The organism is Acinetobacter sp. X9 (genome assembly GCF_054889255.1).
On record NZ_CM142679.1, the window covers coordinates 3,494,639 to 3,509,212 of the forward strand.

Below are 14,574 nucleotides of genomic sequence, written 5' to 3' on the forward strand. Positions count from 1 at the left end.
AACGATATGTGGTCGATTTTGGCACTTGGTGCAGTCGAACGTATCATTCATCATCTGATCGATCTGGATGCGGTTACTCGCATTCAGCTTAATCAGTTACAGGGCAAAATGTTGCGTGTTGTGATTGATAGCCCGCAGCTTTCTGTCGATGTGTTCTTTGACCAAGAAAAAGTACGTCTTGAACCTACCGTAACAGGTCATAGTGAAAAGCCTTCTATTTTTGAACAGCGTCCTTTTGATGCCCAATTCAAAATTTCTGAAGCAACCGCAACTTTGCATGTTAAAGATGTCGTCGAACTCATTAAATTATTGGTCAGCGATCCAGACCAGATTGGTAATATCCCATTGCAAGGTGATTATCACCTGCTACAGGATATTCAAAAGATTATGCAGCAAGCTGAACCAGATTTAGCTGCGCATTTATCAAGATGGGTGGGTCCTCAACTCGCTCATGAAATTGGCAAGATTCAACTTGCACCAAAACATTTAAAACGCTCCGTGCAAAGCCATCTATTTTTCGCAGAAGACGCATTAAAAGAAGATAGCGGCCTATTTGCCCCTCGCTGGGAAATGGATGACTTAACTCAAGCAACTCGCAAGCTTAATCAAGACATTGACCGTCTAGAAGCAAGATTGCAGCAACTCAATGCACAACTACAACCCTCTCAAGACTAGGTAAGACTGTATATGATTCCGCACGTTTCACGTTTACTCGAACTTTGGCGTATTGCAGCGCACTATAGACTCGATACGTTGTTCCCTGCGGATGAATTACCAGTTAAAGCTCAGCATGCATTAAATATTATTAAAATGCATCCAGCTGCATGGTCAAGTCGCGAACGTAAAAATCCTTTAAAGCTCAAAGAAGCTTTAGAGGATATGGGACCACTTGCAATCAAGCTTGGTCAATTACTGTCTACTCGCCGTGACCTGATTCCACCAGAAATACTCGCTCAACTGGTTTTACTTCAAGATCAGGTTAAGCCTTTTGATGGAGATGTTGCCAAACAACGTATTCAAGATTCGTTAAAAGCTGATGTAAATACCTTGTTTGCACGATTTGATGACCAGCCATTAGCTGCTGCATCAATTGCCCAAGTGCATACTGCTGCATTGCATGATGGTCGCGAAGTTGTTGTTAAGGTCACTCGTCCTGATATTCGCAATCAAATCTTACAAGACTTTGAAATTTTGGCATGGCTAGGAAATACACTAGAAAGCCGCCTTGAAGCTGCCCGTGCGTTGCATCTCACCGAAATTATTCAAGACTACCGCCAGATCATTTTAAATGAACTGGACTTGAGTATTGAGGCAGATAACACCCGTCGTATGCGCCATTACTTTACTGGCTCAACCATGATGTATGTGCCAGAAGTGTACATGGACACCAAAGATGTCATGGTGGCTGAGCGCATTACTGGTGTGCCTATTTCAGATACAGCAACCTTTGACCGTTTAGGCATGGACCGCGCACAACTTGCAGAAAAAGGGTTAACCATTTTCTTTACCCAAGTATTCCGCGATAACTTTTTCCATGCCGACATGCATCCTGGTAATGTCTTTGTAGAAACCATTAATCCAAGCAATCCACGCTTTATTGCACTGGACTGTGCGATTATGGGCGAGCTATCTAAACACGACCAGATGACGGTTGCCCGCATGCTGCTTGCTGTCATGAACAGCAACTTTATGCAGCTCATTCAAATTGTGCATCAAGCTGGCTGGATTCCACCAGGTACAGACCAAGACGCGTTAGCACGTGAAATGCGCCGTACTGTTGGACCAATGGTATCTAAGCCAATGGATCAACTTGATTTTGCGGGTATCTTAATTCAAGTCATGGATATTGCTCGACGCTTCCATCTTGAGATACCACCACAGCTCATGCTGCTACTCAAAACTTTAGTGCATGTAGAAGGCTTAGGTACTGATCTTTATCCGCAGCTCGACATCTGGAAATTGGCAAAACCAATTTTGACGGAATGGGTCAAATCCAACATGAACCCAGTCAAAAATGTAAAAGAGCTCGGCCAGCAGTTACCTGATCTGCTTTTAGGTGCTCAAGATTTCCCAAGTTTAATTATTGACAGCCTAAATGGTTTAAAAAATCAGTCTGCTTGGCAAGACCGTCAGTTACGTGAAATTCAGCAACTTCGTTTGCAAATGGAACACCAACAACGCCGCAGTTGGATGTTCGGTAGTAGCATGCTGATTTTGCTGACTATTGCGATTATTAGTCCTTGGTTTGTCTCGATTATTCTGATTGTGCTGAGTAGTTTATTAGCGCTGTGGCGCATATTGAAATAAGTTCAAAATCCCTTGCCAGTGCAAGGGATTTTTTATGGAAAAACTTTAGTTTAAAAAAAATTTATAGCTCACCTATTCATTCATTGCTAAATTGAACCCATAAATGCTTCAAAAGAACAAACAATGAAAACACCTCATTTTGCCATTATCGGTGCTGGTACAGCAGGTTTAGCCACAGCGATTTTACTCGCCCGCCAAGGCAATAACGTTACTATTTTTGAAAAAGTTGATGAGTTATCTCCAGTAGGTGCCGGTTTATTACTACAACCTGCGGGCTTAGCTGTATTTGAACACTTAGGTGTGCTCGACAAAGCTTTAACATTAGGTGCAAGAGTCACAGGTCTAGAAGGACAACTTCCAGACAAGCGTCTTTTAGTTAACAGTCACTATCACGAAGCATCAGCACATCTCTATGGTTTAGGTATACACCGAGCTACTTTATGTCATGTGCTCACTCAAAAGCTTAGTGAATATTCAAGCCAAATTACTTGGCGTATGAACCACTCTGTTGAAAGCTTCGAAGAACATAACAATGAAGTTCAGCTATTCAGCATACATAAAAACCAAAAGGTTGATGCTCGCTTTGATGCCGTACTTATTGCCAATGGTGCTCGTAGTCAATTAAGACCTAAAGCATGGGTAAAGGTTGACCAAGCCTACCCTTGGGGTGCGGCGTGGAGTATCGTGCCTGAATGCCAAGTTCTCGATTCTGAAATTTTGCATCAATTTTATGATCGCTCGAAAATTATGATGGGAATTCTTCCTACAGGCGCCATTCCAACAGAACCTCAACAACGCCTTTCAAGTGTTTTTTGGAGCTTACCTACTCCACAGTTACAAAGCTTTTTACAAGATGAGCAGGCTAAACAAGCTTGGTTAAAGCAAGTCTCTGAGCGTTGGCCCAAAGTTGCAGAATGGCTGAAAGAAATTTTGTATAACAGTCAAACTCAGCCCAAATGGTTATCTGCAAACTACCGTGATGTCGTTATGACTCAATTTGGTCAAGGTCGAATTGGGGTAATTGGCGATGCAGCTCATGCAATGAGTCCACAGTTAGGTCAAGGTGCAAATATGGCATTATTGGATGCTTGGGCTTTCTCTCAATCATTGCAACATGCTCAAAAGAACCAGAATATTGACTGGTCCTTGCTCTGGCAGCACTACCACCAGCTCCGCCGTTCATCCACCCAGTTTTATCAATTTCTTAGTCGCTTACTAACACCACTTTATCAATCTGATCATTGGTGGGCTGGAGGTTTAAGAGATTTAGTTTTTCCGTGGATGTATCAAATCCCTTATTTTCGAAAAGAAATGGCAATTACAATTTCAGGCTTAAAAACAGGGCCATTCAAGCAACTTGATTATGATCAGGTTGCTCAATTGCCTAAAGAAAACAGTGCATTTCATTTAGAAAGCCAATCTTTGTCTGACTATTAATCCCACCAAATAATAGTGATTAACACATGAAAATCAGCCATCTTGATCATCTTGTTTTAACCGTCTCAAATATTGAAACTACCTGTCATTTCTATCAAACCGTATTGGGGTTTGAAGTTATCACGTTTAAAGGTGATAGGAAGGCTCTAAAGTTTGGAAATCAAAAGATAAATTTACACAAGCAAGGCAACGAGTTTGAACCCAAGGCATTACAGCCGACTCCCGGATCTGCCGACTTGTGTTTTATTTCAGACACTCCCATTTCAGAAGTGGTTGCACACCTTAATCAATTAAATATTCAAATTGAAGAAGGTCCGATTGAGCGTACTGGTGCAATGCATCCTATTCTTTCAGTTTACATTCGCGATCCAGACCAAAATTTGATTGAGATTTCAAATATCCTCACGCCCTAGTCATTTGAATAAGTTACAGATTGGTAAGTGTTACAAGCTATTCATTACGCTAGCAGAGACAAAAAGGACAAAGAATTTTTCCGCAAAGCGACGTTGATGCCGTACACTATACAAGCTATTTTTTAGCATCAGATTGAAATCAATTTATAGTTCATATTTCTTTGGTGATTCCTCATGAATAACACGCAATGGCTCGATGAAGTAAAATTTAACGAACAAGGTCTTATCCCTGCCATTGCTCAACATCATCAAACCGGACGTATTTTGATGGTGGCGTGGATGAACCGTGAATCACTTGCGCTCACAGCAGAAAAAAATCAGGCGGTGTATTTCTCTCGCTCTCGCCAAAAACTTTGGCACAAGGGTGAAGAATCAGGTCATTGCCAAACAGTTTATGAAATTCGTTTAGACTGCGACGGTGATGTAATTATATTACAAGTTGAGCAACACGGCGGTATTGCATGCCATACAGGTCGTGAGTCTTGTTTCTACCGTAAACTTACCCCACAGGGCTGGGAAATTGTCGATGCACAATTAAAAGACCCTACTGCAATTTATGGCGATAAAGCCAAAACTGAAAGCCACGATCATGATCACACGACAGAACAAGTGGATGTACTTGCTCACTTAGGGCAATTAATGCAAGAGCGTAAACAAGCAGAAGCGGATACGTCATATGTTGCAAGTCTCTACAAAAAGGGCATCAATAAAATCTTAGAAAAAGTCGGTGAAGAAAGCGTAGAAACTATTATTGCTGCGAAAGACTACGCTGCTCAAAATACAGAAAGTAATTTAAATGACTTGATTTATGAAACTGCCGATTTGTGGTTCCATAGCATTGTCATGTTGGGTTATTTCGATCTTAATCCACAACTTATTATTGACGAATTAGCTCGTCGTCAGGGTTTATCTGGTTTAGTTGAAAAAGCTAACCGCAATAAGGTTTAAAATCACTCAGTGTCGAATATCGAAAAACCTAAAGCCACCTATGAGCAAGCAATTGCCATAGATAACGCACGTCTTGGGCAATCATTTAAAGTGATTGCCTATGCGGGCACAGGTAAAACTACTACCTTACAAATGATTAGTGATGCCATGCCTGAACGGCGCGGTATGTATCTAGCATTTAACAAGGCAATTGCAGGCGAAGCACAAAACAAATTTCATCGTAATGTAGATTGTCGTACTTTTCATTCCCTCGCTTTTCGCAGTGTGCCACGAGGTGTGACTGATAAATTACGCTTACCTCGCTTAAGCCCAAGTTTTATTGCAAAAGAATATCGACTACAACCTATAACCTTGCGACGCATGATGGGTGGACGTTATGAAAAATACGTCTTAATGCCAAGTCGCCTCGCAAGTCTTGTCGCCAATGCTGTCAGCTATTTTTGCTCGACCAGCTCACAATACCCTGCTCCTCGACATATTCAGGCACCAAACTGGTTACATCCAGACGATATTACCGAGCTACAAACTCATCTTTACCCTGCTGTTGAACGCCGCTGGTTAGAGTCGATCGACCCAAATCATCAAGCAGGAATTGGTCACGATATTTACCTCAAACTTTGGGCATTGTCTGAACCGAACATTCCAGCCGATTATGTACTATTTGATGAAGCACAAGATGCCGATCCTTTAATGTTGGGCATTTTGCTTCGTCAAAAAAATACTCAGGTTATCTATGTTGGCGATGCACATCAGCAAATCTACGCGTGGCGTGGTGCAATTAATGCCATGCAGCAATTACCGTTGCCAGAGTCTCGCCTCACCACTTCTTTTCGTTTTGGCGAAACGATTGCCGACGTTGCTAATGCATTGCTGGGCGGCTTAAATGAAACTGTTCCTTTGCTTGGTAATCCAAATCAGAAATCAAGTGTTGTAAACAAACCACACACTAAAATGCGTGATGCGATTTTGTGCCGTACCAATGCTCGGGCTATGGAACTTTTATTAGCTGGTTTAGTTCACGGCGATAAAGTGAGTTTGCAAGCTGACCATCAAAAACTAAACCGTTTTGTAGATGCCGCAAGCCTCTTAAAACAAGGGAAACGGGTTACTGATGTACCTGAATTAGCATGGTTCAATTCATGGCATGATGTTCATGAATACTGTGAAACTAATGAAGGTAGTGATATTAAGCCATTGGTTAAACTTGTCGATGACCACGGCACCGACCCACTAAAAAAAGCGCTTGCAAAGATTACACCACTTGAGCAAGCTGACTATGTCATCTCTACAGCCCACAAAGCGAAAGGCTTAGAATGGAACCGCGTTCATATTGAAGATGACTATCAATTTAAAATTAATGGGTTAGAACACAAGATTACCGATGAAGAATTAAGACTACTGTACGTTGCCTGTACTCGTGCTAAAGTAAGTCTAAATATCCATCATCTTTATGATCTGATACAACAATTAAAACTAAGGGCGCCTTTAAGTCTTCGTCAGTCGGTTGGTTGAAGCGCTCATATTTAGGTGAGCCTATGAAACTTGAATCTGTCCAATTTAAACATATTGCTCTGTTTCACGACCTTAAAATACACTTTCACTATGAAAAACAGCCAATCACCTTAATTTTAGGTGAACAGGCAACTGGTAAAAGTATGTTGCTCAAACATACTTACCATGCTTTAACTTGGTTCCCTGCTCGCCTTAAAGATTTGCGTAGTCCCGGTATTGTCATGCCTGATCAAGACATTACTCAGTCACGCCTACAATCAAAAATTGAAGTGACCATTCAAGTTCCTTCAGAAATAGGTCATCTGCCAGAAAGTACCTCTGCTCAGCAGGTAGACTCTTCACTATGTAGCTGGAAACTTTTTAAAACCCTAAATGCAAGTGGGATTGGAGTGAGCCAAGTTGAAACTCAGCAACTTGACCAAACCATGGCTCTTTATCAACAAGTCATAAAAAAAGATCCATTACAGGGGCTTCCCTTAATCGCTTACTACCCAGCCGAGCGATTTGTAAATGATATTAATCTGCTTAATAAAAATTTACCCGGCATTACTCAAGCCATTTCAGCCTATGACATTAGTCCACTACCGTTTACAACTTTTACACGCTTTTTTGAATGGTTACGAGAAATCAGTGATATCGAAAATGCTCAAGCTGCATATCTAGTACAACGGATTAAATCGAAACAATCAGATCAGCAAGATCACACAGAATTATTAAATGAGCTTCAAAAAGAATTATCTGGGCAACCTAAACAGCTTACTTCACCCAATCTCTACGCTCTCAAGAACGCATTAAATATAGTTTTACCTGAGCTTAAAGATATCTATTTACAATATCAGCCTCGGTTGCAACTTATGGTTGATTATGAAGGTCAAACCTTACCTTTTCAGCAGCTTTCAAATACAACCAAAACTTGGATTGCTTTAGTAGGCGATATAGCCCGCCGACTCTGTTTACTCAATCCTTTGAGCTTAAACCCTTGTCTTGAGGGAGATGGCGTTTTACTCATTGACCAGATTGATGCACAGCTCGACTCAACACATTGCTCCGAAATCTTAAATCGGCTTCATCAAGCATTCCCACGCCTACAAATTATTGCAACAGGAAGTCGTGAAGAGCTACTTGAACATGCCTCGACCTATCAATGTCTAAAATTAGAGTCTGGTAAAATTAGCCATCTTGACCTTAATACGACCAAGCAACAGCTTGAACATATCTATACCTTACTTCAAAGAAGCGAACCTTTAACACCATCTATAGAAGCGCAGCCTCCGAGCTTAATAGACCCAACACCAGCACAGATTGAGGTTTTATTTCAGCAGATTCAGGGTTTGAATGAACAACAGAAAAATGAATTATTAAGAATGATTCATGCGGGAGACACACCGGAAGAGAGCCCCTCGGTTTGAGTTTTATAATCAAAAAACTGCACTCACAAAATATATGGTGGAATACGGTTTTTTAAGTACTCAAATAACTAGATGTTGTTACTACATGTAATAACATCAGATTTTCAATGCTTTTTTAGTGTACAATAAATTTCATTTTGCGTTTTTATTCTTCAAGTTGCGCAATACAACTTGTTTCTCGCTTTATTTTCTAATTTGGTTGGGTTTTCGGAATAATAAGCTTTGGAACTCTCTTTGAATTCCTATCTATTCTGAAATTAAAATTTCACCTTTAGGTTTCGGCCTAAATCATATATGGATACGAGTGTGCTACCGATAATTATCTTATTACCGTTAATATTAGGCACCACCCTTGTTTCATTGCTTCAACGGTTCTCGCGTGGAGTAACGGCTTTAGGGGCAATTGGAGTCAGTTTAACCAGTTTTGGTTTATTACTGACTCAAGCTAAAACTGTGCTTGGTGGTGCAAGCATTCAACAAAGTTGGGATTGGTTACCTCAATTAGGGATTAATCTAAGCTTTAGACTTGATGCTCTTGGTTTATTATTTTCTCTTCTTATTACCGGTATCGGTACACTCATTTATATATACGCCTATTATTATTTAGGCCCTAAAAATTCATTAAGTAAACTCTATACGTTACTCATGCTGTTTATGGCAGCAATGCTGGGTATTTCGCTCTCTAATAATCTTATTATTTTATTAGTCTTTTGGGAGCTCACCAGTATTTCATCTTTCTTGTTAGTGGGTTATTGGAGTCACTATGAAGCTGCTCAACGTGGCTCTCGGATGGCACTCACCATTACAGGAATGGGCGGTTTAGCAATGCTAGGTGGATTTGTTCTATTGGGGCAAATCACTGGAACCTATGAAATTAGCGAAATCATGGGCATGAAAGATGCGATCCAAGCCCACGCTCTTTTTATTCCAATGTTATTGCTTATTTTGCTTGGCGCATTTACAAAGAGTGCTCAGTTCCCATTTCATTTTTGGTTACCTAACGCAATGGCGGCACCCACACCAGTGTCTGCTTACCTACACTCTGCGACCATGGTAAAAGCCGGGATTTTTCTACTTGCCCGCTTACTTCCAATTTTTATAGGCGCTGCGATTTATCATAATATCGTTACGTTTGTCGGCCTATTTACGCTCTCTATGGCAGCGTGTTTTGCCATTTTCAAAGAAGATTTAAAAGGACTGTTAGCCTATTCAACCATTAGTCATTTAGGGCTTATTGTTTGTTTACTCGGGATCGGTTCTCCTTTAGCGGTTGCCGCTGCTATTTTCCATATTATTAACCATGCAACATTTAAAGCAGCGCTGTTTATGCTTGCAGGCATTATTGATCATGAAACTGGCACACGTGATCTTCGAAAACTCAGTGGTATTTGGCAATTACTTCCTTTCACCGCCACACTCACCATGATCACCGCTGCCTCTATGGCAGGTGTACCACTTACCAATGGCTTTATTTCAAAAGAAATGTTCTTTACCGAGCTATTGGCAAATCTTTCAGGCTCAACGGTTATCTTTGCCAGCATCATTGCAACTCTGGCTGGTATCTTTGCAGTAAGTTATTCAATTCGCTTAGTGCATGGTGTGTTCTTTGACGGTCCAATCGGTAAACAAGTGCCAAATAAAGACGCACATGAACCACCAATCGGGATGCGTGCTCCAGCCATTCTTCTTGCTGTACTCTGTATCTTGGTCGGCATTCTGCCTTCGTTATTGGTAGAACCACTGGTGAATAGCGTAACTAGAGCAAGCTTAATGCAACCAGAATTTGCAGGTACACACCTTGCAATTTGGCATGGATTCAACGCTCCTCTTGTGATGAGTATTATTGCTTTAGTGGGCGGTACGCTGTTCTACTTTGCTTTAGCAAAAGACGGCATGATTCGTAAAATTGACCTTGATCCGCGCCTAGGTAGATTACAAGGCCGCATCTTATTTGATTTATTTTTAAAACATCTGTTGCTGACAAGCCGAAAAATCAAACAAAAAACTGAAAATGGCTCATTGCAAAGTTATTTGTTCTGGATCATCGCTTTTAGCATCATCATAGTGACAATGCCTTTACTCAATCAAGGCCTGAGCACAGGTACACGTGAACTCACCCATGCTCCATGGATTGCTGTAGTTCTTTGGCTGACGTTGTTCTCAGGCTGTTGGATGATGCTCTGGTTCCATCATGAACGTATTAAGGCGGTACTTATTAGTGGTGCAATTGGTCTAGTTGTAACGATGGTATTCGTTACTATGTCAGCACCAGACTTAGCACTGACTCAAATTACAGTAGATGTAGTAACCACTGTTCTCTTATTAATGAGCTTATCGTTACTTCCACAGCTAACACCGTATGAGTCTCTTCGTTCTAGACGTTTAAGAGATGCAGCTTTAGCAATTATTGGAGGTTTAGGAATTGGTTGGATTACGTGGCTCATTTTAACCCGTGATCACAATTCGATTTCTTGGTTCTTTGCCCAACAGTCTCTACCACTTGGTGGTGGCTCAAATATTGTAAATGTCATTTTAGTTGACTTCCGTGGCTTCGATACCTTCGGTGAAATTACAGTATTAGGCATCGCTGCGATTGGTGCTCTATGTCTTATGGATGGTATGCGTGTACATGGCACAACAATGACGCAAGGTCTTACCTACCGTTTTAATCCATCACCGCTTATGTTCCGTATTACAGCCTCTTGGGTATTACCACTAGCGCTTGTGGTCAGTGTTTATATCTTTTTGCGAGGACACAACTATCCAGGCGGTGGCTTTATTGCAGGTCTAATCACCTCAATGGCGCTAATCATTCAATATATTGCACTAGGTCAAGATCAAGCAGAACAGCTGTTAAAAGCGAAGTCTGGCCGCCTTTACGAAGTATGGATTGGCATAGGATTAACGATTGCAGGTCTGACTGGTATAGCAGCATGGTTCTGGTTACGTCCGTTCCTCACCAGTGCTCATGTCTATGTTGAATTACCAATTCTAGGAAAACTACATCTAGCTTCAGCTGCAAGTTTTGACTTGGGTGTTTATATCACCGTTGTAGGCGCGACAATGTTGCTCATCTCTGTATTAGGCGACTCTCGTCATTCGAGTATGTCTGGTCCTGTACCACATCGGGAGGAATCATCATGATCAGTTTAGAATTCTTACTGGCTTCTGCTATTGGTTTACTTGTTGCCACAGGTATTTATCTGATTTTACGTGCTCGTACTTTCCCTGTTGTGCTTGGATTGGCTGTACTCGGCTATGCAGTAAACCTATTTTTATTTGCTATGGGTCGATTACAAATCAGCTCACCAGCAATTTTAACTGAAACAACAAAAATAACCGATCCACTTCCTCAAGCGCTGGTGTTAACTGCTATCGTGATCGGTTTTGCAACTACAGCGTTTATTGTGCAACTAGCGCTACGTAGCCGTTATGAGTCAGGTAGTGATCATGTTGATGCTAAAGAAGATATATCCCCAACATACGACCCACGTGAGGATGAGCCGTGATGTTTGATTTTTTATCTTTTTGGCAACAACACACGCCTATTTTTAGCATTCTCATCCCAGCATTTACTGCTTTTATCTTATTACTGTTAGGTAACCCTGGGGCAGGTGCTTTAAAAGATGACTGGCGCCAGCCTTGGCGTCGTGGCATTAGTCTTGTCTCAGCAATTGCCGGATTAATTACAGCTATTGTTTATCTTAGTTACGCCAGCACGGGTCAAATTACTGTTTACCAACTAAGTGAATGGTCAGCACCATTTGGTATTGTGCTTGTACTTGATCGTCTTTCAGCCTTTATGCTGGCACTGACCTATGCATTAGCAGTACCAGTTCTATGGTATGCAAGCGACAATTGGGACACCCGTGGTCGCTATTTTCATGCCATGGTGCATTTCTTATTAATGGGAATCTGTGGCGCATTTCTAACAGGCGACTTATTTAACCTTTTCGTCTTTTTTGAAATCCTGTTGATGGCTTCGTATGTGTTGCTCTTACATGGACAAGGCAAACCTCGTTTTCAGCTTGGTGTTCACTATGTCATTATCAATCTTTTAGCCTCTGCCCTCTTCTTAATTGGGCTTGGTATGATTTATGGCAGCGTGGGTAGCCTCAACATGGCGGATGTCTCACGCCTTATACCGACACTCGAAGCAGATCAACACAAATTAGCAGTCGCTGGTTCGCTACTTCTCTTTGTTGTTTTCGGTATTAAAGCAGCAATGCTTCCTGTCGGTTTTTGGCTACCAAAAACCTATGCTGTTGCAAGTACGCCTGTAGCTGCAATTTTCACCATCATGACTAAAGTCGGGATCTATTCTATTTTACGTGTAAATGGAACAGTATTTGACGATGCACTTAGTCAAGAAATCTTAAAAAGCTGGTTACTCCCTATTGGCTTAATTACTTCACTCTATGGTGTGATTGCCGCAATTGGGGCAGATCGTTTACGTCGCTTTGTCGGCTTTATGGTCCTTTCTTCAATTGGCACCTTACTTACAGCAATTGCCATGTCTAATACGCAGGCATGGTCTGGCGCTTTATATTACTTAGTGCACAGTACATTGATTGGTGCAGCTTTTTATCTATTTTGTGGATGGATCACTTCACAACGTGGAGATTTTAAAGATCATTTGAAAGTTGCCCCAAGAATCAAACAAGAAAAAGCGGCGATGCTGACTTATTTCTTGATTGCGATGATGATGGCTGGATTACCACCTTTTAGTGGTTTTCTTGGAAAAGTATTCATTTTACAAGCGACAGTTGAAGCTAGCTATCAAGGCTGGATTATTGGTGTTGTGCTTGTTGTGAGCCTATTAAGTATTATTGCACTCACACGTGTTGGTTTTATCTTATTCTGGCGCGCATCCCCTCCAGAAGAAGATCCAATCCATCCAGCTTATATTCTTTATCGTGCTTTGCCGGAACGCGCACCACCACGTAACGATCAAGTCATTTATCTATTACTGGCTGGTTTAATCGCTTATGTTGTCTTTGCTGCACCAATTCAGCATTACACATTAAGCACCGCACAACAGATTCAGGACCATGCACTTTACCAACACTCTATTCTTAAAGTAGATCAAAACGGTGAAGTCATCAGTGTGCAACCATATGACCCAGCTTACTTACCAGAAACCAAGTACGGCGGTGAAGTTGAAGATCATAATGCTTATCTTGTTCCAGATATTATTTCGAAAGATACGCTCAATGGCGAACATATTTCTGAATATAAACAACGACAAATTCAGCAACAGGACAAACTCCAAACGCCTACCATTGTTGATGAAAGTCAATTGAAACCTATGGAGCCATAACAATGCAGTTAACTCATTTGCTTGAACGCTGGTTTCCACATCCATTTGTTTCGGTTCTCATCGTTTTATTTTGGTTGATGCTGGCGCATAGTCTTGATGCGAGTGATCTTTTGACTGCGATGCTTTTGGGCTTAATCATCCCTCGTTTAGTCAAACCGTTTATTACCCGCACACCGCATATTCACTGGAAACCTGCGGTTAAGCTATGTTTTGTAGTTCTTTGGGATATTATTATTTCTAACTTTAAGGTCGCAAAACTTGTTTTGGGACCTACTAAAAAATTACATCCTAAATGGTATCGCGTACCTTTAGAGACAGAACATGAGCAGGTCAATACCTTACTGGCAATGATCATTACCACAACACCAGGTACGGTTTCTGCGGGTATCGATCAGGAACGTGGGGATATTCTGGTTCATGCTTTGAGCACAGATAATACCGAATCTGATATTCAAGACATCAAAGAACGTTATGAAATTCCTCTTATGGAAATTTTTGATGTGAAAAGTAAAACGGAGGCAAGTGCATGACAATCCTACCCTATGCTCTAGGTATTAGCTTGATTGCCGTTACAATCTCGATGCTACTTTGCCTTTTTAGACTGGTTATGGGCCCATCAATTGTAGACCGCCTTTTAGCGCTCGATACGCTTTTCTTAAATGCAACTTGCCTCATTGTTGTGTTAGGCATTTATTGGATAACGACTTCTCTATTCGAAGGAGCACTATTGGTTGCGATGTTAGGTTTCGTATCTACAGCCGCCTTAGCACGTTACTTCACAACTGGTCATGTTATCGATTAAGGAGAGGTCAAATGCAATTTACAATGGAAATTATTGTTTCGGTCTTTCTGGTTTTTGGTGCCTTCTTCATGTTAGTTGGCTCAATCGGTATGGTCCGTTTACCCGACTTATTCATGCGCTTACACGCACCAACTAAATCGAGTACGCTTGGCTTAGGAAGCTTTCTGATCGCTTCAATGATCTTTTTTGCTTTCCAAGGGCGGTTCGGTTTTGCTGAGCTACTCATTACCCTTTTAGCTTTCATTACCGCGCCGGTTTCAGCTAATTTAATTGCTCAAGCTGCGCTACATTTACGTTTACGCTCACTGAGTGGTGAAGTACCTGAAGCTATTGAACGTCCTCTACCTTGGGATCGTTATAAAATTGGCCAGCGCTTTTCACAAAACAAACCGCCAATGGAACCTCCTAAAGAATAAAAAATTGAAT

At 41.3% G+C, this 14,574-nt stretch carries 13 protein-coding genes; all 13 read left to right on the forward strand.

The window, feature by feature from the left end:
* Positions 1-6: 6 nt before the first annotated feature.
* The 13 genes from ACYU0V_RS16610 to ACYU0V_RS16670 all read left to right on the forward strand — a co-directional run bounded on the left by ACYU0V_RS16610 (position 7) and on the right by ACYU0V_RS16670 (position 14,564).
* Positions 7-675 carry a ubiquinone biosynthesis accessory factor UbiJ gene (locus tag ACYU0V_RS16610; protein ID WP_017481961.1) on the forward strand — a complete coding sequence of 223 codons (669 nt, stop codon included), beginning with the start codon at positions 7-9 and terminating at the stop codon, positions 673-675.
* A 12-nt stretch (positions 676-687) separates the two neighbouring features.
* A complete protein-coding gene (locus ACYU0V_RS16615) occupies positions 688-2,307 on the forward strand; it encodes an ABC1 kinase family protein (RefSeq protein WP_017481960.1) in 1,620 nt (539 codons plus the stop codon).
* 123 nt (positions 2,308-2,430) lie between these two features.
* Positions 2,431-3,744 carry an FAD-dependent oxidoreductase gene (locus ACYU0V_RS16620; protein WP_461848305.1) on the forward strand — a complete coding sequence of 438 codons (1,314 nt, stop codon included), beginning with the start codon at positions 2,431-2,433 and terminating at the stop codon, positions 3,742-3,744.
* A gap of 26 nt (positions 3,745-3,770) precedes the next feature.
* Positions 3,771-4,157: a VOC family protein gene (locus tag ACYU0V_RS16625; RefSeq protein ID WP_461848307.1), complete on the forward strand. Its 387-nt coding sequence runs from the start codon at positions 3,771-3,773 to the stop codon at positions 4,155-4,157.
* Between the two features lie 174 nt (positions 4,158-4,331).
* On the forward strand, positions 4,332-5,105 hold the full coding sequence (hisIE, locus tag ACYU0V_RS16630; RefSeq protein WP_461848308.1) for a bifunctional phosphoribosyl-AMP cyclohydrolase/phosphoribosyl-ATP diphosphatase HisIE: 774 nt from the start codon (positions 4,332-4,334) through the stop codon (positions 5,103-5,105).
* 9 nt (positions 5,106-5,114) lie between these two features.
* Complete coding sequence (locus ACYU0V_RS16635) at positions 5,115-6,617, forward strand: UvrD-helicase domain-containing protein (RefSeq protein ID WP_032062860.1); 1,503 nt, start codon at positions 5,115-5,117, stop codon at positions 6,615-6,617.
* Between the two features lie 23 nt (positions 6,618-6,640).
* Entirely contained in the window at positions 6,641-8,026 is a 1,386-nt protein-coding gene (locus tag ACYU0V_RS16640) for an AAA family ATPase (RefSeq protein WP_461848311.1), read from the forward strand.
* A 294-nt stretch (positions 8,027-8,320) separates the two neighbouring features.
* Entirely contained in the window at positions 8,321-11,170 is a 2,850-nt protein-coding gene (locus ACYU0V_RS16645) for a monovalent cation/H+ antiporter subunit A (RefSeq protein ID WP_461848313.1), read from the forward strand.
* Positions 11,167-11,535, forward strand: a complete 369-nt coding sequence (locus ACYU0V_RS16650) for a Na+/H+ antiporter subunit C (protein ID WP_461848315.1) — start codon at positions 11,167-11,169, stop codon at positions 11,533-11,535. Before ACYU0V_RS16645 ends, ACYU0V_RS16650 begins: the two co-directional genes overlap by 4 nt.
* Positions 11,535-13,346 (forward strand): monovalent cation/H+ antiporter subunit D, encoded by a 1,812-nt coding sequence (locus ACYU0V_RS16655; protein WP_057085056.1) that lies wholly within the window; start codon positions 11,535-11,537, stop codon positions 13,344-13,346. The genes ACYU0V_RS16650 and ACYU0V_RS16655 overlap by 1 nt, the downstream gene beginning before the upstream one ends.
* 2 nt (positions 13,347-13,348) lie before the next feature.
* Positions 13,349-13,876, forward strand: a complete 528-nt coding sequence (locus ACYU0V_RS16660) for a Na+/H+ antiporter subunit E (protein WP_005079335.1) — start codon at positions 13,349-13,351, stop codon at positions 13,874-13,876.
* Complete coding sequence (locus ACYU0V_RS16665) at positions 13,873-14,148, forward strand: monovalent cation/H+ antiporter subunit F (RefSeq protein ID WP_461848317.1); 276 nt, start codon at positions 13,873-13,875, stop codon at positions 14,146-14,148. Before ACYU0V_RS16660 ends, ACYU0V_RS16665 begins: the two co-directional genes overlap by 4 nt.
* 11 nt (positions 14,149-14,159) lie before the next feature.
* Complete coding sequence (locus tag ACYU0V_RS16670; RefSeq protein WP_005065884.1) at positions 14,160-14,564, forward strand: Na+/H+ antiporter subunit G; 405 nt, start codon at positions 14,160-14,162, stop codon at positions 14,562-14,564.
* Positions 14,565-14,574 lie beyond the last annotated feature (10 nt).